Below are 20317 nucleotides of genomic sequence, written 5' to 3' on the forward strand. Positions count from 1 at the left end.
ATTAATTTAATTGTTCATTAATTTTTGCTGAAACTTTTTTAGAAAACAAATTTGCACCAGTTTCATTTAAGTGAAATGTATCATAATAATATTGATCATGATTTGAAATATCGTCGTAAGCCATATCGATGAAAATAAAATTTTTATACTTTTTTTGCATTAAACACAGCTCCTCAACTATTGTTTCTCTTTTCAGATCATAGCTTTTATTTAATCTCATTTTGTTTTCAGGCATCCAGACAAATATAAGTTTTGAATCTTTATCTAACCTTGAAAAGTAAAAATAAATCATTTTGTGCAAAAGGTCTATTTCTCTTTTGTTTAGTGATTTGGTTTTCGTTTCTGGTATTTTTTTTAAGTTGTGGTAATCAATTCTAAAAGGTCGGTCTTGCGGACAATAACCTTTTAATGTTGTTGCATTTTTCTTTGTTGAATTTGAAAAATTAGCCACTATTCCTTCTTCAAGCATTTTAAAACTCTGATTGTATTTCAATAATGGAATAATCTTAAATAAATTAAATTTATTTTCGTATTTCCCCACTAAAGAATTAATATCTTCATTGTAAACTAAAGGATAAAATTGTGATACTTCTGGAAGTTCTTTATTTTCTCCAAAATGCGCTATATCAATATTTTGAATAACAATCTTAGGTTTTTTATTTCTTTTAAGATAAGTATCAAATTTGTATTGCTGTAATTTATAGCATCCTGCATTAAAACTGATATTAAAACAGTCTCCTTTCAAATTTTCTTCTATAATTTGAGAATTGTAACCAACAAATCCACGAGAAGAGCCATTAATAATAATGTCACTATTTATTCTCCCATTGACTATATTATCCCAATCATTATACTGCGTATTTTTAAGATTTCGGAAACCATAATCTGCCAGATATTGAATTCCGAAGGAAACAATATAAGTCATGGCAACAATTCCTATAATATATTTGAGAAAAAATTTCATGTTAATGGTACTATTTAGAACTGAAAATAAATGAATTTACTTTGAATATCAAATTGTCCAAATAACAAAATAAATATTAGTGTTGTGATGGTCTTAATGCCTGAATATCTATCAAACAGCGGACATTCTTTTTTTCTGTTATTCCACTCAAGTAAAATTAAATAAGGTAGAATAATTATAATGATATAACTTATCTGTTCTTTTAAACCATCTAAATCAAATGAAAAGAACGTAATTCTTTTAATATATTCAAATGCCATATGTATATTCTCAGATCTAAAAAAAATCCAAGCAACACAGGTAATACCGAAAGTAAATAGAATATTGCAAATCATTTTTAAGGAAGAAAAATTAAATGAAATAGCTTTTTCTTCTATATTATTTCGGTTTGTTTTTATTAAAAGTAGCGGTAAAAAATAAAATGCATTTATTGCTCCCCAAGCTATATAAGTCCAATTGGCTCCATGCCAAAATCCACTCAATAGAAAAATAATGAAAACATTTCTAACTTGAATTGTTTTAGAGCCTTTGCTTCCACCTAACGGTATGTAAACATAATCTCGAAACCAAGAAGATAGTGAAATATGCCAACGGCGCCAAAATTCAGCGATGTCTCTTGAAAAGTAGGGATAATTGAAGTTTTTTAATAAATCAATACCGAATAATTTAGATACTCCTAAAGCTATATCTGAATATCCTGAAAAGTCGCCATAAATTTGAAAAGCAAAATATACAGTCCCCATAATAAGAGAAACCGAATCCATTGATGTGTAATGATCGAAGATATTATTAGCATAAACAGCACAGTTATCTGCTATAACTACTTTTTTAAATAGTCCCCAAATAATCTGTAGAAAACCTTCTTTTGCTTTCTCTAAATTAAACTCACGTTTTATTTTTACTTGTGGCAATAAATGCGTTGCTCTTTCAATTGGTCCAGCAACTAATAAAGGAAAGTAACTAACAAACAAAGAATAATCTATAAAATTATATTCTGCTTTTATTCTTTTATAATAAATATCAATTACATACGATAAACCATGAAAAGTGTAGAATGAAATTCCGACCGGCAAAATAACATTGAGCAAAAACGGACTTACTTTAAACCCGAAAGAATTGAACATTTCTGCAAATGAACTTGCAAAGAAATTATAATATTTAAAGATTCCTAGAAAACCTAAATTGACCAAAATACTAAGCCAAAACCAAAATTTTCGTTTTTTATCAGAGTCACTTTTTTCAATTTGTATTCCGGTGAAATAATCTAAAAATGTGGAAAAAACCAACAGGAATAAAAACCTCCAATCCCAGCAAGAATAGAAATAATAACTTGCAACGATTAATAAAGCGTTTTGGGTACTTTTGCTTTTATTGAAAACAAACCAATACAGAAAAAAAACGATTGGCAAAAAAATGGCAAAAGCTGTAGAATTAAAAAACATTAATATTTTATTTTTTAATTAGTTAGTGTAAAATTTTGATTATTGCTTCCCATGTTCTTTCTGAAGAGTCTTGAGCTGGATGCTGATTTATAATTTTGAACCATTCTCGTGCATTTTCGATTGTTTTATCAGATTTTTTTAATACCAATTTTATTTTATCTGCAATCTCATCTGAAGAATTCAGCCATATGACGGCATTTTTATCGGGCATTGAACGAAAATGAATATAATTATAGATTTTTGAAACGGACCAATCTGCTTGAATTTTATTTGCAACATCGTAGTTTAAATAAGCGCAAGGTTTATTAAAACAAGCATAATCAAAAACCATTGACGAACCAAGATTTACAACCATTTCAGAATGAAAAATAGTGTTGGATAGTAATCTCACATCTTCTTTAGTAGGCAAAATAGTATCCCAATCTTCACCAATCTTTTTCCATATTGGATCTACAGCTGTAATCAGATCTTTATTTTTTTCCAAAATAGCATCATAACGACCAGAGAAATCTACTGGACAACGTCTGAATATAATTCCTAATGCGTTATGATTTTCTTCATTCAATTTTCTAATAGCATCTGCTATATCCGACAAATATTGTGGATCATCTGGACAGGTAACAAAATCATCACCAGAATAACAGATGTATTTTTTATTGTGATCCAAATTGTATTGATTGAAAAACTGTATTTTATCACTAATACTTTCTTGATCAAAATGACTTTCAAATTGTGGCGTGCCTACAACAAAAACCTGTTTTTCATCTATATAAGAATAATATTTTAGAAGCTCAGATTTCATATGTTCGCTCCAGACAAAATAATAATCTGTTTCAATGACCATCGTTGCTTTTGGCAAATTGTCCCAAGAAAAAATGAAAGTTCCTGTTGGTATACCAACCTCTTTAGCTGCTAAAATTGGCGCAATTGCTAATAATGGTCTTTGATTTGTACAAAAAACAAAATCGGGCTTATTATTTTGAAGAGTCTCGATACATTGCGAAAAAAAGTCTGTTTTTTTCTCACTGCTTATTATTTGCTTTCTAACTTTTTTTAATCCTTTTTCTGAATTATAAATCGTAATTAAAAATCTGGTCAAATAGCTTTTTACCGCCGTTTTTAATTTTTTATAGGAAAAAGGAAATCTATAATTATCGTAAGCAGACTCATTTTCTGCTTTAATATTCAGGTTGAGTTCTATATGTTTTCGGGCATTTTTATAACTCTCCGTTAAAGGATATGATTTGGCGTTTTTAATTTTAATTTCATTAAAACCTAAACTAGTCAAATCAAATGGAGTATTATTCCAATAGGTAATATCAAATTTCTTTTCTATTCCTATTTTATAAAAATTAGAAAATGCAAAATTTCGAAGCCCTACTCCGTCTGGCAGTAAAATAAATATTTTTTTATTAGGCATTACTGTCTCTAAATTGTTTTTGGTGATTGAGCTGCCAAATATCCGACTTCTGTAGACAATTAAGAAATAATTCTGCACTATTTCCTTGCCCAAAATCGTCATCTGATTTTTGTACTTTATGAGACTCAATCATGGAAAGCGATTCTGTAATTTCTTTTTCAGAATAATCTACATTTATTATATCGGCATGAACTGCTCTGTTTTGCTGTCTGGTACCAATATTAATAATTGGAATTCCATAATAGGGAGCTTCCCTAATACCAGCGCTACTATTTCCTATAATGAATTGGCTATTTTTTAAAAGTGTTAGAAAATACTCAAATCTAAGAGAAGGGAAAATTCTAAATCGTTCGTTTAATTTTAATTTTTCATAACTATCTAAAACAAAACGGCTTCCCAAATCATTGTTGGGGTAAATAACAATATAATTATGATTATGATTATCTTTTAGTAAAGCATTGACAAAATTATCTGCATACTGTCTCATGTTCTGAATCTCGGTAGTTACAGGATGAAACATAACTATAGAAAAGCTTTCAAAAGGAATTTTATAATATTCTTTAACCGTCTTCAAATCTGGAAGCTGATCAGAAAACATGATGTCTATATCTGGCGAACCAATCGTAAACACAGATTCTTTTACCTCTCCCATTTGAATTAGTCTTTTCGCAGCTTCTTCATTTGAAACAAAATGAATATGGCTCAATTTGCTTACGCTATGTCTTATCAATTCGTCTACGGTGCCAGATACTTCTCCTCCTTCTATATGAGTAACCAAAATATTATTAAGCGACCCAACAATAGCACCAGCAAGAGTTTCAACGCGATCTCCGTGCACTACAATCATATCCGGTTTTACGGTGTTGCAATAAGCAGAAAAACCTTCAATCGTTTTGGCTAGCGTCAAATCCATTGTGGTTTCGTGGGTATGATTCACAAAAGTGTGAATATTTTTAAAATTACATCGCTCGATTTCTATTAAGGTATAGCCATATTCTTCTTGCAAATGCATGCCTGTAACAAAAACAAAAACCTCAAATTCTTTTTGTTTTTCAAGAATTGAGATTAATGATTTTATTTTTCCGAAATCGGCTCTTGTGCCTGTTAAAAAAAGGACTTTCTTCATGAAAATTTTATTGAATATCTTCCCAAGTTAATTGTTCGTCATTCTCAATATTCCTTGTTGCTGTTTTACCAATTATATTATTAAAGCTTTCCGCTAAGATTTTTCCTGTTCCAGGTCTTTTAACCCAAATATTTTCTTTGGTAAAAATTTCACCTTTCTTAATTGGAGCAATAGAACAGACTGTTGCAAAAGCAAAATCTATTGTTACTTGTTCTTCAGCTGCAGGTTTTTTTGTACCGCCGCGCATTTGCGCAATTTCTGTACTGGAAACAATTAATTCGCGACAAGCATTTTCATCCATGCTACACACTATATCTGGTCCTGTACGCTGCATATGATCTGTAAAATGTCTTTCTAAAATACTTGCGCCCAAAGCTACAGCTCCTAAACAAGCATTGTTGTTTAAGGTATGATCACTTAAACCAAAAACTTTATTTGGAAAAGCTTGATTCAATTCGACCATAGCTCCGAAACGAACCAAATGAATTGGAGTTGGATATAAGTTTGTTGTGTGCAATAAAGCGACAGGAACATTATATTTATCAAAAACAGCCACCGCTTTTTGAATACTTTCAATCGTATTCATTCCTGTACTTAAAATTACAGGTTTTCCAAAAGAGGCAATATGTTCTAGAAGCGGATAATTATTACATTCTCCAGATCCAATTTTGTAAGCTGGAATATCAAACTTTTTTAATCGATCTGCTGCTGCACGAGAAAAAGGTGTCGATATAAAAATCATGCCTTTGCTTTCTACATAATTTTTAAGTTCTAACTCTTCTTCTTCATTTAATGAGCAACGTTCCATAATTTCAAAAATCGAAACATCTGCATTGCCAGGAATTACTTTTTTTGCCGCACCTGTCATTTCATCTGCAACAATATGCGTTTGATGTTTTACTACCTCAGCACCTGCTCTTTGAGCGGCATCTACCATTTCTTTAGCTACTTGAAGAGAACCTTCATGATTAATTCCGATTTCAGCAATTACTAATGGAGGATAATCTTGACCTATTTTGCGGCCTGCTATTTCGATATATGGATTCATAAAACGTCTTATTCTAAATTATATTCTTTTGTTTATTTTTAAAAATTACCAAGCTGTCCATCCACCATCAATAATCAAATTGTGTCCCACAACATGACTGCTAGATTCACTGGCTAGATAAACTATTCCTCCACGAAGTTCCGATTTATCACTCATTCTCCCAATTGGATTTAAATTTTTAAATCGTTCTAAAAACAATCCATCATGACCGTTCCATATACCTCCTGGCGTTAAACTATTTACTCTAACCCCTTCCTTGGCCCAAAGCGTTGCCAAATATTTAGTTAATGCAATTACTCCGTGTTTGCTAACACTATATGCAACAGGCTGAGAGATTCCCGTTTCAGGATATATATTATGATTCGGACTAACAACTCCGTAAAGCGAAGCTATATTAATTATGGAGCCTGATTTTTGTTTCAACATTTGACTTCCCACTACCTGACAACCCAGAAAAGCTCCTGTTAAATTAACATTCATAATAGCATTCCAGTCTTCTAAGGGAAAATTTTCGAATGATGCATCAAAATTTTTAGACTTACTTTGATTGGTAAATCCAGCATTGTTTATCAAAATATCTATTTTTTGATATTTATCCAGAATAAACTTTAAAAGCTCTTGCCAACTATCTCTTGAAGTAACGTCGCATTTTATAAAATCAATTTCGCAATCTTCCTCTTTTAAAAATGCTGTTATTTCTTTTGCTCTATCCAAATTAATATCTGCCAAAATCACTTTTGCACCATACTCACTTAAAGCAAGTGCATGTTCTGTCGCAAGCAAGCCTGCTCCTCCTGTTACGAGCGCAACTTTGCCTGTTAAGTCAAACAAATTATTTTTCATTTAGTAAAAACTCTATTAATTTAAAATCTAATTCTGTGTCAATATCAACGGCTCTTTCCCTCGGCATTTCACTTATCATACACTTTGCTTCGCTCCAATGCTGATAGTTATATAAAGCTTCTTTTTTTATTACATAAGCCGCTGGTGTCAAGCTAAATACTTTAGGAGCGTCTTGTCTTCTAACAATAGGTTTAGCTGTTTTTTTGACCATCTCTGCAAAACCTGACTCATTGATTTCCATCATATTAAAATACGGATTCCTTTCTGGTTCGTAACCCGTTATTACTACATCAATTTCCGGTGACTGCAATGCTAGTTCAATGGCTTTGTCAATATCATCTGTAGTTTTCAAAGGTACAGTGACATCCATATCTACAATATAACTAACTTTTTTTCCTGAAAGCCTTTCATATTCTTCAACGGCATTAAGAAAAACGGGCCATTTACTAGCGGTATCTGTTGCTAATTCCTGCGATCTGACCAAAGTATTTTCTATACCATTTTCTTTTGCAATATTTAATATATCCTCGCTATCAGAAGAAACTACTAGATCATTAAGGTATTTGCTTTTCTTTGCCGTATCGATGGTATAAACTATCAAAGGAATACCATTAAGAGGTCTGATGTTTTTTCCTAAAACACCTTTTGAGCCTCCTCTGCAACATATTGTTCCTAATATCATTTCCTAGTTTATTGAAATAAATTGTTTATTTGTTGAAGAGTTTTTAGCAGCAATTACCATTTTTAAACTGACTAAAGCTTCTTTAAAAGTTGTTAGTCTATAATCAAATGTAGTATCGTTCATAAAAGCCTTTACACTCTCAATATAGCGTTGATTTCTTTCAAAACCAGCATAAGAAAAAATTTCAGTTTCTTGATTATGAGCAACTATTTTAACTTCAGACTTTGCTAAATCCCAAAAAAGCGTTCCTTTTTCGCATGTAATCATGCAATTTCTAACCAATTCTTTCTGATGATAATCTAAATGAATTGTTGCTGTTGAATTATTTTCGAACTGTATCAGCACATCTGCAACATCTTCTGTTTCTATTTCTAAATTTGGATTATTCTGAAAAAAACAAGCAATAGTGGCCGGTTCACCAATTAACCATCTTAGATAATCAAATTCATGCACAAGATCTAGCATTACTCCGCCTCCTTTACTGATTTTGGCACTCATGCTTTGTTTATAATCTTGGTCTGGTCTCCAATCTGGAAGATATTGCCCTACCAAAGCATTAATTGAAAATATCTTTCCTAATTTTTCTTCGCAAATTAATTCTTTTACTTTCATTAATCCTGGATCAAAATGCAAATCATAACCAACAACAATTCTTTTAGAATACTCTAATAAACCGCTAATTTTTTCTATATTATTTAAGTTGTTGCTAATAGGTTTTTCTAAATAAATATTAGCAATACGGTGCTCTAATAAAAGAATTAAATCTGAAATATGATTGGATGTTGGAGTACAGATAAAAGCATGCGAAATTGCATTTTCTTGTAGCGCTTTTTCTGTATTTGGATATATTGCAAAACTCTTAAACTCTTCAGGAATATTTTCGGAAGTACTAACTATGCTAATATTCCTTTCTCCTAAAAAAATAAGATTTTTCAAATGCCTTTTGCCAATAGAACCAAGGCCAATAATTAGAATATGATTCATTTTAAAAAGGCGTTTTCATTTACATCAAAAGTAAATAAATAAATTACTTTTTTTAAACTTTCGTTTTTCAATGCTCTTGTATTTTTTTTCCTTCTAATTACTGCATATTTTTTTTAGCATTTTCTATAATTTTATTCATCCCCAAATTCCAGTTTTTAGAAGAGTAGAGATCTTCTAGAAAAGAAATCGACGGATTTTCATTAGATGCTAAAAAATCTACAATAGCATTCTCCCATTCTTCAATAAAATTTGGATTTTCAATCAGTTTGCCTAATTTTCCATATTGCAAAACTTCTGGAACTCCTCCATTTGCAGAGGCAATGCAGTAGCAACCACAATGTAAGGCTTCAACCAAACTCAAACCAAAACCTTCATGACACAATGTTGGAAACAAGTAGCAATCTGCAATTTGATAATATTTTGGCAACTCATTATTTGGAATTCTTCCTAAAAAAGAAACCCCTTCTATTTCAATTTCCCTATTTGAACCAATTACTAAAAGAACTGCATCTTTTTCTTTTATTCTTTTCCAAACATTTAATATTAAATCTAATCCTTTTTTCGGACGATCTTGCGAACACCAAATAAATACTTTTTTGTTTGTAATTTTTAGCTGTTTCTTTAAATTTTCCTTTTCTCCAGCTGCTATTTTATAGAATTTAGAAGTATCAATTCCGTTATGTAATACGGAAAACTTAGTTGGAAGAATCGTGTATTGTTGTTTATGAACTTTATACGAATCATGGGTTAATAAAACCATTTCATCAATACTTTCAAAAAACCATCTCCCATGAAAATTTTCATAAAAGGGAGGAAAACCATGATAAAAAAACTGAAGGTAGCAATTGTTTCTTTTTTCAATTTTTTCTAAAAAACCAATAAGAGGCTTTACAATTCCAAAATTGTCAATGATTTGAATGATGAATTGATCATCGCTTTCAATGATTTTTTTGAGTGCTTTGAAATATCCTAAATAATTGTTTTTTAAAAATTTCTTTTGAATTTTCAAAAAGCTGGTATTTTCAACAATACCGTATTTTATTTTAGGAAAATAATTTTCTGGTTTTTCGCAAACTATATAATCAATCTTATGATTATCAGCTAAATAATTATGATACAATGTAGTCCAGCTCCCGATTTGAGAATAGGGTAATGGAACTTGCGAAATCAGAATTACTTGAGGCATTTTTAGTGAGATTTGAGTAAAAATAAGAAAATTAAATTTTATTTATTTTTTTATTCTGAAAGTGATGCTTTTTAAATCTTTACTGATCTTATAGGAATATGGGTAAGTATGATAAAAAGAAATTATATGCAGTAAAACTTTATCATTGATTTCTTTTAAACTGAAATAATTAGGAACTTTTTTACCTGCTGCTTTTTTAATTTTATATTTTAATGTGGATTGAAATTCATCTTGGATAAATCTCACAGATAAAATTCCGTCTTGAAATTTTGGAAGTTTTACAAATAAAAAATGATCAATGACATCCGTCTCATTGGTTAAAATCAATTCATTTTCAAAAGTTTCTAATTGTTTAAAATCAAATTCTGAACTTATTTCGCCCCATTTTGGAGAGTTGACAATTACTTTTTGATTTTCGACATTGTATTTTAAATGAATACTATTAATCTCCACAATACGAGACAACTGCAATTCTAGATTAAGCTTCTGAGTTTCTCTTTGTCTATAATTTTTATGCCACTGATGAAGCATTAATAATTTTGAATTATAAAATTCAATTTGACATCCTTGTTTTTTCAAACGGTTATGGATATCAGTATCTTCAGAGCCCCAAAAATGAAAAAACTCATCAAATCCTTGAATATCTCTTAACTTTTGAACAGGAAAAAGTGTCATTCCTGTTGCTTCTTCGTTAGTTAAAAATTTTATTTTATAATCGTCAAAATTCAAATCCTTTGAACTTTCTTCTTCTGACAAAAAACCAACTTGAAAATAAACTAGTTTATCTAAATCTTTATTTTTTTCCAGTACTGATGTAAATTCTGGATGAAAAATCATATCAACATCAGCATTGAAACAATAATCTGCAGTGATTTTTTTCACAGCATAATTGAGCGCTTTAGATTTATTCCAAGGTTGATACTTTGTAAAGAGATATTCATATTTTGCAAAATTATAATTAGCAATCAGGTCTTTTACCTTAATTGCTAAATCTTGATCAGAACCATAATCAATAAATAATACCTCGAAATTTTGATTTGATTGTTTTTTCAATGAATCTAAAGAACGCTTTATTCGTTCTAGATTTCTATTTCGATAAGTATATAAAATGGTAATCATTTCAATTATTGCTTTATTACGATTGTTATATCTATTTAATTCGGAAAGCCATCTTTAGCAATCTTAAAAAAACTCTCTTGTTCGTTCCATAATATTTAAAAAAGTAAAATGGAAAATCTAAAAATTGCGTTTTTAATCTTTCTTTGTGCGCTTTGTATTTTGTTTCTCCCTTACTCGTCAATCCATATACATCATAATTTGCAAAAGGAACATTGAAATGAATAAAAGCTATCTTATTCTTGAACAGATTAAAATGCATTTTCCAATCTGAAATAAATTTTAAGTTTTCGTCAAAAAAATTATTATCAAAAACCGATAAATGGTAAATTACAGCTTGTTGGCATAATGTGTTTGTAAATGCAAACTTCTCCTCTATCATTATTGGATATTCGACCAACTCTTTAATTGCATTATTGTTTTCTAAATATATTGGTGCGTAATAAACAGCCTTGTTTTGCAAATTTAAAACGACTTTTTTAAGTATCTCTTCATCTTCTAATAACGAATCTCCACTATTTAAAAATAGAATAAAATCTCCAGTGGCCTTCGAGATACCTTTATTCATCGCATTATAAATTCCTTTATCTTTTTCACTTACCCAATATGAAATATGTTTTTCATGGTCAATAATGATTTGTTGGCTACCATCTGTACTGCCACCATCGATTATAATAAATTCAAAGTCTTTATAGGACTGAGAAGCAACACTCTCAATTGTTTTTTTTAACCCTTCGGCATTATTTCGGTTAATAGTTATAATAGATAATGAATACTTGTTCATAATGCTTTTAAGTATGTTTATAAAGGATAATCTTTTGAGTTTAGACCAATTATTTTAAATAATTTTCGGACTCCTCTTTTGAAAGACCTTTATAACGAATGAAATATTTCATCACTTTTTTATTCAATATAATTTTACCAAAAATTTTACTTTTGATAAAATAAGTCCATTTAGAGCCCAATTTTACAGGTTTTAGGAAAAAATCAGTACTTGTTTGATTTGGTTGTAATTTAGAAACCTCATCATTCATCCAATTTTCCACGACATTTCCCATATGGTAAGCGTAATTATCCGAAGTCGAAAGGCGCCACAGATCATTTTGAACTACAGGAATATCTAAAATTTTACTTTCACTGTCTCCTCCTAATTTATAATTTGAATATTTAATTTTTAAATCATTGAAAATTATACCTCTGTAAGTTCCTGCAAAATGTCCAGCACCTACAACCGCTTTTTCATTTTTATTAGAAATCGTAAAATATTTTTCTATATGAGCTTCATTATAAAAATCGGGGCTTCCTATACTATTTGCAAAGTTTTTTAATGCAAAAGGATTTTTAACTTTTGAAAAAGAAAGATCCTTTGATAAAATTTTGTCCCAATAAATATTGGATGTAAAAGTTCTTAAAGAACGTGATGAAGGCGTTGGGCAGACAATACCAGCTTTAGGAAAATTATCAAAAACCGAATATGTCGCGTCTTGCCATCCCTTTAAAAATAAAACATCTGAGTCTGTAATTGTAATTAACGGAAAATTATGACCAACAATCCCTTTCAAAATAGCATTTAATTTCCCAATATTTGTGGTATCTAAAAGTTCATGTATTTTTTCATTTAAATACAATTCTTGCAAATAGTTCTTTACTTCCTGACAGCTTCCATTATTAACAATAGTTATAAAAGTTTTTTTATGAACAGTACGAAATAACGATTCCAAAGATAATTTTAGAATAGCCAGACTATCTTTAAAATAGTTTTCTTGATTGGGAATGTAAACTGGAATTATAATTTGATGAAAATACACCAAATCATTATTTTGCTGATCTTTATTTGGATTAAAGCCTATTCGCATTGTAAAATTGTTTTATACATCTCCAATACTTTTAATTTATTACTTAAATAGCCTAGTTTTTCTGCCGCTATTTTTTCATTTGTAATTGCTGCAGTTTCTATGAGTTTTAAATTTGATAGCCCTTTTAAAATAGTTTCTTCAATTTCTGATACTGATTCTGGATTATGAATTAAAAATCCATTTTCGCCATCTCTGATTATTTCTTCGGTAACGCCACCAGGATTAGACTGAATAGGAAATGCGCCCATTACAATAGCTTCCAAAAGTGTATTTGGCATTCCATCAGAAATACTGTTTCCGATGTAAATTAAAGACTCGCCCATCAATCGAATTAATTCATCATGAGAGAGATCATGTCTTCCAAAAAAAGCAAAATCTAAATTATTACTTTTTATATAATCAATTATTTTAGCATGTGATCCAAAAACAATTATCTTATAGTTTTTAATTTCTTCTAATATAGAGTGAAGTGCTTTTACAACATTTAAACCTCGACCAAAACTATGCTCATATCCTTTAACTAAAATAATTTTTCTCTGAGAAATGAGCAATTTAAAAGAAGTCAATTCTTCTAATTGGTATCCTGTTCCTCCGGGAATGACACCTAAAAACTTTCCTGAGAAATTTAGTTTTTTAGCCAAATCGAAATCTCTTTTACAATCTGTATGTAAAAAATCTACTCTCTTTAGAACATTCTTAATTTTAGATTTGTGTTCTTTAAAATTCTTAAAATAAAACAGATCGTTACCCCAGCAAGAATAAAGCCATTTTACTTTTCGAAATTTTTGCATTGTTTTCAAAATAGGATAGGAACAATTCTGCATTTCAAAACTATGAACTATGTCTGGCTGTATCTCTAAAATTATTTTTTCTAAAACTTCATTTGCAGTCACTTCAAGATAAGAACGAATTTTTTGATATAAATCAGGATATTTTTTACTTAAAAAATATTCTCCTTTTATATAAGTCAATTTTCTTTTTTCCCATCCATAAAACTGATGTAGAGAATCGAAAGTTTCCAGTTTTCCTTTTCCCAAAACATCAAACCAATACAATTCATAATTGGTATCTTTTAAATTTTCTATCCATCGAATAGCATGAATAGAGGGCATGGAGACAAAAAGAATTTTCATTATAAAATTATTCTATTAAGAAATCCTACATGAAATTTTATACAAAGATCTGCTATTCTATTTTTCTTGTACAATAAAGACGGACTGCCCCATTTATTATGAAACTTTATATAATCGTCCAAAACTTTTTTGTCTTCTAAAAGATATTTGTTAGCTTCTGTAAGTACATAATTAGGTAGTTTATTTAGATCTAAATCAACATTTTCTCTAAGTTTTTTAAATCCTACACTTAGTCCTTCTCGATTTTTTTTTGTTTTTTCTCTTTCAAGATGTTCCACTTTAGAAGAATTAACCAAAGCGTGCCTAATATTATATTTTTTTAAAGTCATCGCATAATCATTATCTGCATATCCAAGATTAAATGTCTCGTCAAGATAACCAATTCTTTTTATAACTTTTTTAGTTGTTACTAAACACCATCCTAAAACATGTGTTCTTACCTTGTATCCCAACTCAAATTCTTTCGCAAAATCGAAATCGTTTATTTTACCACTTGGCGAAAATGATTCGATATGAGAATTATTTTTATGTACTTCTAAAATTTTACTAAACCAATTTTCATAAAAAATTAAATCATTATTACATAAAGCAACAAAATCACCTTTTGATTCTTTTACTCCAATATTCAGAAACTTATGAAAATTGAAATCTGATTCCGGAACAATAACTTTTACAAATTCTGGATATTTAAATTCCGAATTGACATAATCTTTATTTGACTCCACCAAAATAACCTCAATTTGAATAGACTTTTCAGATGCTATTAGAGAATTGATACAATTAGAAGTCATTTCAAATAATCCTTCTGTAGTGGTATATGACAATATTATGACTGATAATTTCATGCTAACTAGTACAGCTAAAAAGAAATTTCTTTAGAGCTAATGTTTTTATAATTTATTTTTTTGTTCTTCTAAGAAATGCTTTTACTAATTGAAAAAATCCAATACCAGTTAAAACTTGTTTATTTTTTTCTGCATATGAATGTATAAAATCTTCTATTGAGGAAGAGGGCAGATAATGTAATTTATCCCACATCTCAGGCCTCTGCGGATGCATATTTAAAAAACTCTCGTAATTATCAGCATTCAAATTTTTCCAAAACTCAAAATACCTTTTTGTGTCAAAATCATCGCGATGTCCCCAATTGGATAGCTTAAAAAAAACCTGTTCTTCTGATCTTGCCCAAGATTGATGAATTACTTTAGCACGCATAAGATGGTTACTAATACTATGATTTGCTCTCGCTCCTTCATAATGTTTGCAGTTTGTAATAAAAGAAAATTTCTCGTTATTTTCTATATATAAATATCCGTCTGGTAATTTTTTAAATAGAGTTATAAAATAACCTTGAAAAACAATTGGTGTCAGTTTCGGAAAAAGAGTTAAATACCAATGTTGCTTCAAAAACCTCCTAACCTTTGAAAAATCATATAAATATTCATCAACATCTAACTGCATTAGCCAGCCTTTACCCATTTTTTTTAAAAGCATATTTCGTTCCCTAGTTTCACATTCCATTGGAGACAATCCGGGTACATAAAAGTCGTCAAAGTAAAATTCAATTTTCTTTTTAAGATCAAAAAGTTTTACTTCTTCAAAAAAATCATTTTCAATTTCAAAATAATTTCCGCTCCAAGTTTGATGATTCTTATCAATTGCTACATAAATTTTATCTGCATAATTATAGACTTGCTTTACCGAGGTAAAAAACATTTCATAATCATACGATACTACATATCCAATCTTTATTCTCATTCTATTACTATTAAATTAGATTTTACAAGAGTTTATAGCCTTTTTTAAAAATACTATAAACAGTAAATCCAATTATTGTTTTAATCATTTCTGAAAATTGAAAGAGCTTTATTTCTGCAAGTAAAAGTTGTTCCAAATAATAAAATTTATGCTTATTATTCTGGACAGCTGCATCTCGTAATATAAACTTGCAACGATTTTTTAAATGTGCTTTCAAAACGTTTGCATTTGCTGCTTTGTTTTCTTTTACTAATGATATATGTTTTTTAATTGCTTTAAATTCTGACTTTATTTCTTTAAAGTTTAGTTTACCTATTTCATGAGACAAAGACTCATTATGCACTCGATATTGAATATGTTCTTCATCTAAATAAATTACAACAGGATTCTGATATAACATTCTAAGATTAAAATCCCAATCATCCAAATTTGTAATCGTTTCATCAAAAAGATTGGGCTGGAGAATTAAAAAACCCCTTTTCCATGTTGGAGTGAAGGTGTAGTAAGTAATCTTAGCAGTCATATAATCTTGAATTACATTCTCCGATCTAAAAGAATGTTTTTTATTCAAGACTTTATTGTTAAAATCAATATACTGTAATGACGATACAATTAAATCAGGATGGTTTAAAAAATTATTACTTATAGTCTCAAGAGCTTTCGGCAATAAAATATCATCACTGTCAAACCATTTTATATAATCTCCTTTGCTTAACTCAAAACCGTAATTTCTGCAGGAATTTGGACCTTTTAGTCTTTCCTTAGGTCTTTTATAATATTGAAATCTATTATCTGATGCAAGATATGCCGCTAATAGCTCTTCTGTGTTGTCTGTAGATCCGTCATCAATTATTATACATTCCCAATTTTTGTAGGTTTGCTGTGCAATACTATTTAGCGTTTCTATTATTAGGTTTGCCCTGTTATATGTCGGAATTATAATTGAAATTAATTTAGACATATGGCATCATTTCTTAATTTTTAATTGAATGCTTTTTAAATCTGAACTGATTTTATAGGTATATTGATAATCTCTATAATAGACTAATAATTGTCTAACAAGTAAATCATGAATGTCTTTTAGAGAATAATATTGATGCATTTTTACTCTAAAAATTTTCTTTATCTTATAATTTAATGAAAGTTGATATTGATAATCCTTGAAAATAACATTCACAACATCATCATGGGTATTGGGTAAAATGATATTAATAAAATTTTCTACAAGTAGTTTTTTATTCGTTATTACGGTAGAATCTTGATGAGAATTTAAAAACTGAAATTCTTCTTCAGTCATTAATTTTCCCCAATTTTCATTATTAGGCTTTAGTATTTGTTTTTGCTTATTAAACATTAACTTTTGCTTATTCAAACCAAATGCTTCTGAAAAATAAAGTTCTTCTGTTAATTTCTCTTTATTTATACTAGTAAAAGTTTCATGCCATTGGTGCAATAGTAAAATAGTATCATTGTAGAATCGCGAAGAATATCCCGCTATTTTAAGTCTAGCGTAAACATCTTCATCTTCAGCGCCCCAGAAATGAAAAAACTCATCAAATCCGCCAACAGTTAACAAAGATTTTAAACTAAAAAGAGATAATCCCTGCCCTTCGGGTATACTTTTAGAAGAAATATTGTATTGATTAAATTCTTTAGATTGCTTGCTCTCCTTTTCATCTAAATAGCCTACCTGGAAATACACATTCTCTTGTTCATCTTTTAATTTGTGCAATGTAGCAACCAAATCAGGATGAAAAATAATATCTATGTCTGCAATAAAAACAAACTCAGTTTCTGCAAATCGAAGACCAATATTGATTGCCTTTGAACGAGACCAAGGCTGATCATTATGAAATGAATGAATGTATTTTACGTATTTATATTCTTCTACTATTTTTTTTACAGAACTGGATATATCAAAATCAGACCCATAGTCGACAAAAACAACACAAAAATCTTTATTAGATTGCAAGACTAACGAATCAAGAGATTTCTTGATTCGAGATAGTTCTCTATTTCTATATGGATATATTATTGTGATCATTTTTTCGTTAAATATTAAGTCTTAGATTAACTTCTTATTATTACAGAATGCTTAATCACGCTTAGATATCTTTTTATTGCTGTCTTTTTTTTACAGTTTAGAAAGTTGTTCAAAAATGTATAAAATGAAGCGTAATACATTTTATTATTTAGCTCTATTTTAAATTTCTCAATTGAATAATCGTTTATACGGCTTATTGTTAATAAAGAATAATTTTTATATCCTATATATTTTTTAATCTTTAAAATTTGGTTAATATGCATTTCTTGATACTTTAGCAAGGATAAAGACATCATAACACCCGATTCATGAATTCTATAAACCGAAAAAAAATCGCAACTTCTGTATGCCTTTAATTTGCTATGATTTAAGATCATAATATATAGAAACCAATCGCCAAAAGTTACGGTAGGAAAATGTTTTAATAAATCCGCAAAATCATTACGAAACATTACAGTACAAGTTACTAAATGGTTTTGGCTGTAAAAGTTTGTCTCATCAAAAATCTTTCTATTAATATCTAACCCTATAATTTCATCATTTAAAACATCGCCTCTAATTATTTTTGCTGCAGAACTATGAATTACATATTCTGGGTTAGTCTCTAAAAAATCAACTTGTTTTTGTAGTTTTAATGGATCAATCCAGTAATCATCTCCTTCGCAAAGTGCTATGAATTGCCCTTGGCATTGTTGCATTGCAAAAATAAAATTAGGCATCATGCCTTTATTTTTTTCATGCTTAAAATATTTAATCCATGATGCTTTAGGATGATTTGATAAAATATCCTGAATAACACTATCTGTTTGATCCGGAGAGCAATCATTAGCCAAAATAAGCTCAACTGCAAAATCACATTCTTGCATTAAAACTCCCTCAATAGCTTCACGAATAAATTGTTCATGTCCATAGGTGATCATGCAGACACTAACTTTTAAATCTTTCTGCATATTAAAAATCTAGTGGTTTCAATTCTTTAATAACTTTGCCCGGTGTTCCAATTACTAAAGAATTGTCGGGAACATCTTTAGTTACGACAGATCCTGCACCGATAATTACATTTTCACCAATAGTAATATCTCGCAAAATTGTTGCGTTAGCCCCAATTTGGCAATAGTTTCCTATTTTACATCTTCCTAAAATTGTTGCCCCAGGTGAAACCTCAACAAAATTTCCAAGTAAACAATCATGCGTTACAATCGAATTATAATACAGAATGGCTCCAATCCCTATTTGAACACTATTTGAGACATTAGATCCGGGTAATATATTTGACCCCGTACCGACATTAACATCATATGTACCAATAATCGCTAATTTACTAACAGTAGAAGTAAAGATTCCTCCTATTGCAGTAAAATCATTATACAGTTTTTTTCTCAAATTTGGGTTTCCGATTCCAATCGTAAATCGATTATCTATTGTTTCAAAATAATTAGAAGCTTCTTCAATAGATTTTATAATAGGAAATTCATTAAACAGTTTTCCACTTACATCATCATTAATGTTATCATAGAATGAAAGATTTTCAATCTGATCTAGTTCGCTAACAACCTGCAAAACTTCTTTGGCAAAACCCTTAGCTCCTACAATTATCATAAGTTAGAGTTAATAAGTAAAACAATCTTTTCTAATTCCTCTAATTTTAAGCCCACATAAAGAGGTAAACACATAATACGTGAAGCAACACTTTCTGAAATTGGCATTTTAGAGCCTTTCATATATTCAATTGTATTTAACGATGGATAAAAATATCGCCTTGGAAAGATATTATGATCATTTAATTCTTTTTGAACTTGTAACAATTGTTTTTCTGAATCAAAAATAAGAGGATAATAGCTAAAATTCCAAAGAGTGTTTTCTCTTATTTTTAAGTCTTTCACTTTTGAAAAATCAAGTTTATTGTTATAAAATTCAACTACTTTTTTTCTTTCAGTAATTATTTTATCCATATGTGGTAAAATAGTCAAACCCATTGCAGCTTGCAATTCAGAAATTTTTCCATTTATGCCAAGACCATGAAATTCCAATGGTCCGTTATGTCCAAAATTATGAGAATAAAATAGTTTATGTTGTATTTCTAAATCGTTTGTAAACATTGCACCTCCCTCGGCTGTATGAAAAATTTTCGTTGCATGAAAACTACAAGTGCTTACATCTCCATATTCAAAAATAGATTTATTGTTGAACTTGACACCAAAACAATGAGCAGCATCATAAATAACTTTTAAACTATGCTTTTTTGCAATAGCCTCAATAGCCACGATGTTACAAGGATTTCCGAATACATGAGTAGCTAATATTGCTGTAGTTTTTGATGTAATTGCCTTTTCAATTTTACTCTCGTCTATGGTTAAGTATTGCGGATCTATATCTACAAAAATTGGAGTACAATTTTCCCAAACTATTGTCGCCGAACTAGCTACATAACTAAATGGAGTTGTGATAATTTCACCATTGCCTCCAAATAATTTCAATGCTATTTGCAATGGTATAGTTCCATTATTAGTAATAATTATATTGGAAATATCTAGATAACTTTTTAATTTTTCTTCAAGTTCTAATACGAGTTCGCCTCGGTTAGTTAACCATTCATTATTCCAAGCAGTTTTAATTGTGCTCTGATATTCAGACAATGAAGGCAGAAACGTTTTTGTAACATTAATTATTTTATCCTTTTGGCTATTCATTAATTGTATTAAAAATTGTTTTGTT

20 protein-coding genes are annotated in these 20317 nt (G+C 29.5%); all 20 read right to left on the reverse strand.

The window, feature by feature from the left end; genetic code table 11:
• Position 1 precedes the first annotated feature (1 nt).
• The 20 genes from LL966_RS16945 to LL966_RS17040 all read right to left on the reverse strand — a co-directional run bounded on the left by LL966_RS16945 (position 2) and on the right by LL966_RS17040 (position 20271).
• Complete coding sequence (locus LL966_RS16945; protein ID WP_229354898.1) at positions 2–964, reverse strand: hypothetical protein; 963 nt, start codon at positions 962–964, stop codon at positions 2–4.
• 14 nt (positions 965–978) lie between these two features.
• Positions 979–2406, reverse strand: a complete 1428-nt coding sequence (locus tag LL966_RS16950) for an MBOAT family O-acyltransferase (protein WP_229354899.1) — start codon at positions 2404–2406, stop codon at positions 979–981.
• 22 nt (positions 2407–2428) lie between these two features.
• Positions 2429–3826 carry a UDP-glycosyltransferase gene (locus LL966_RS16955; RefSeq protein WP_229354900.1) on the reverse strand — a complete coding sequence of 466 codons (1398 nt, stop codon included), beginning with the start codon at positions 3824–3826 and terminating at the stop codon, positions 2429–2431.
• Positions 3819–4952 carry a UDP-N-acetylglucosamine 2-epimerase gene (gene neuC / locus LL966_RS16960; protein WP_229354902.1) on the reverse strand — a complete coding sequence of 378 codons (1134 nt, stop codon included), beginning with the start codon at positions 4950–4952 and terminating at the stop codon, positions 3819–3821. Before neuC ends, LL966_RS16955 begins: the two co-directional genes overlap by 8 nt.
• 7 nt (positions 4953–4959) lie before the next feature.
• Entirely contained in the window at positions 4960–6000 is a 1041-nt protein-coding gene (neuB, locus tag LL966_RS16965; RefSeq protein WP_229354904.1) for an N-acetylneuraminate synthase, read from the reverse strand.
• 45 nt (positions 6001–6045) lie between these two features.
• A complete protein-coding gene (locus tag LL966_RS16970; protein ID WP_229354906.1) occupies positions 6046–6831 on the reverse strand; it encodes an SDR family oxidoreductase in 786 nt (261 codons plus the stop codon).
• A 1-nt stretch (position 6832) separates the two neighbouring features.
• Positions 6833–7525: an acylneuraminate cytidylyltransferase family protein gene (locus LL966_RS16975; RefSeq protein ID WP_229354907.1), complete on the reverse strand. Its 693-nt coding sequence runs from the start codon at positions 7523–7525 to the stop codon at positions 6833–6835.
• Between the two features lie 3 nt (positions 7526–7528).
• Entirely contained in the window at positions 7529–8509 is a 981-nt protein-coding gene (locus tag LL966_RS16980; protein ID WP_229354908.1) for a Gfo/Idh/MocA family protein, read from the reverse strand.
• A gap of 97 nt (positions 8510–8606) precedes the next feature.
• Entirely contained in the window at positions 8607–9695 is a 1089-nt protein-coding gene (locus LL966_RS16985; protein WP_229354909.1) for a glycosyltransferase family 4 protein, read from the reverse strand.
• Between the two features lie 42 nt (positions 9696–9737).
• Positions 9738–10814 (reverse strand): glycosyltransferase family 2 protein, encoded by a 1077-nt coding sequence (locus tag LL966_RS16990; protein ID WP_229354910.1) that lies wholly within the window; start codon positions 10812–10814, stop codon positions 9738–9740.
• 31 nt (positions 10815–10845) lie between these two features.
• The gene (locus LL966_RS16995; protein WP_229354911.1) at positions 10846–11595 is read right to left on the reverse strand and encodes a glycosyltransferase family 2 protein; all 750 of its coding nucleotides are present in this window, start codon (positions 11593–11595) and stop codon (positions 10846–10848) included.
• A 49-nt stretch (positions 11596–11644) separates the two neighbouring features.
• Positions 11645–12667 (reverse strand): glycosyltransferase family protein, encoded by a 1023-nt coding sequence (locus LL966_RS17000; RefSeq protein ID WP_229354912.1) that lies wholly within the window; start codon positions 12665–12667, stop codon positions 11645–11647.
• Entirely contained in the window at positions 12658–13800 is a 1143-nt protein-coding gene (locus tag LL966_RS17005) for a glycosyltransferase (protein WP_229354913.1), read from the reverse strand. Before LL966_RS17005 ends, LL966_RS17000 begins: the two co-directional genes overlap by 10 nt.
• The gene (locus tag LL966_RS17010; protein ID WP_229354914.1) at positions 13800–14645 is read right to left on the reverse strand and encodes a glycosyltransferase family 2 protein; all 846 of its coding nucleotides are present in this window, start codon (positions 14643–14645) and stop codon (positions 13800–13802) included. Before LL966_RS17010 ends, LL966_RS17005 begins: the two co-directional genes overlap by 1 nt.
• A gap of 52 nt (positions 14646–14697) precedes the next feature.
• Positions 14698–15558 carry a hypothetical protein gene (locus LL966_RS17015; protein ID WP_229354916.1) on the reverse strand — a complete coding sequence of 287 codons (861 nt, stop codon included), beginning with the start codon at positions 15556–15558 and terminating at the stop codon, positions 14698–14700.
• Between the two features lie 22 nt (positions 15559–15580).
• Positions 15581–16519, reverse strand: a complete 939-nt coding sequence (locus LL966_RS17020; RefSeq protein WP_229354918.1) for a glycosyltransferase family 2 protein — start codon at positions 16517–16519, stop codon at positions 15581–15583.
• A 6-nt stretch (positions 16520–16525) separates the two neighbouring features.
• Positions 16526–17602 carry a glycosyltransferase family 2 protein gene (locus LL966_RS17025; protein WP_229354921.1) on the reverse strand — a complete coding sequence of 359 codons (1077 nt, stop codon included), beginning with the start codon at positions 17600–17602 and terminating at the stop codon, positions 16526–16528.
• A 26-nt stretch (positions 17603–17628) separates the two neighbouring features.
• Positions 17629–18522, reverse strand: a complete 894-nt coding sequence (locus LL966_RS17030) for a glycosyltransferase (protein WP_229354923.1) — start codon at positions 18520–18522, stop codon at positions 17629–17631.
• Between the two features lie 31 nt (positions 18523–18553).
• Entirely contained in the window at positions 18554–19201 is a 648-nt protein-coding gene (locus tag LL966_RS17035) for an acetyltransferase (protein WP_229354925.1), read from the reverse strand.
• Positions 19198–20271 carry a DegT/DnrJ/EryC1/StrS family aminotransferase gene (locus LL966_RS17040; RefSeq protein ID WP_229355077.1) on the reverse strand — a complete coding sequence of 358 codons (1074 nt, stop codon included), beginning with the start codon at positions 20269–20271 and terminating at the stop codon, positions 19198–19200. The genes LL966_RS17035 and LL966_RS17040 overlap by 4 nt, the downstream gene beginning before the upstream one ends.
• Between the last annotated feature and the right edge of the window lie 46 nt (positions 20272–20317).

It is taken from the genome of Flavobacterium chungbukense (assembly GCF_020805785.1).
Taxonomy (GTDB): Bacteria; Bacteroidota; Bacteroidia; order Flavobacteriales; family Flavobacteriaceae; genus Flavobacterium; species Flavobacterium chungbukense.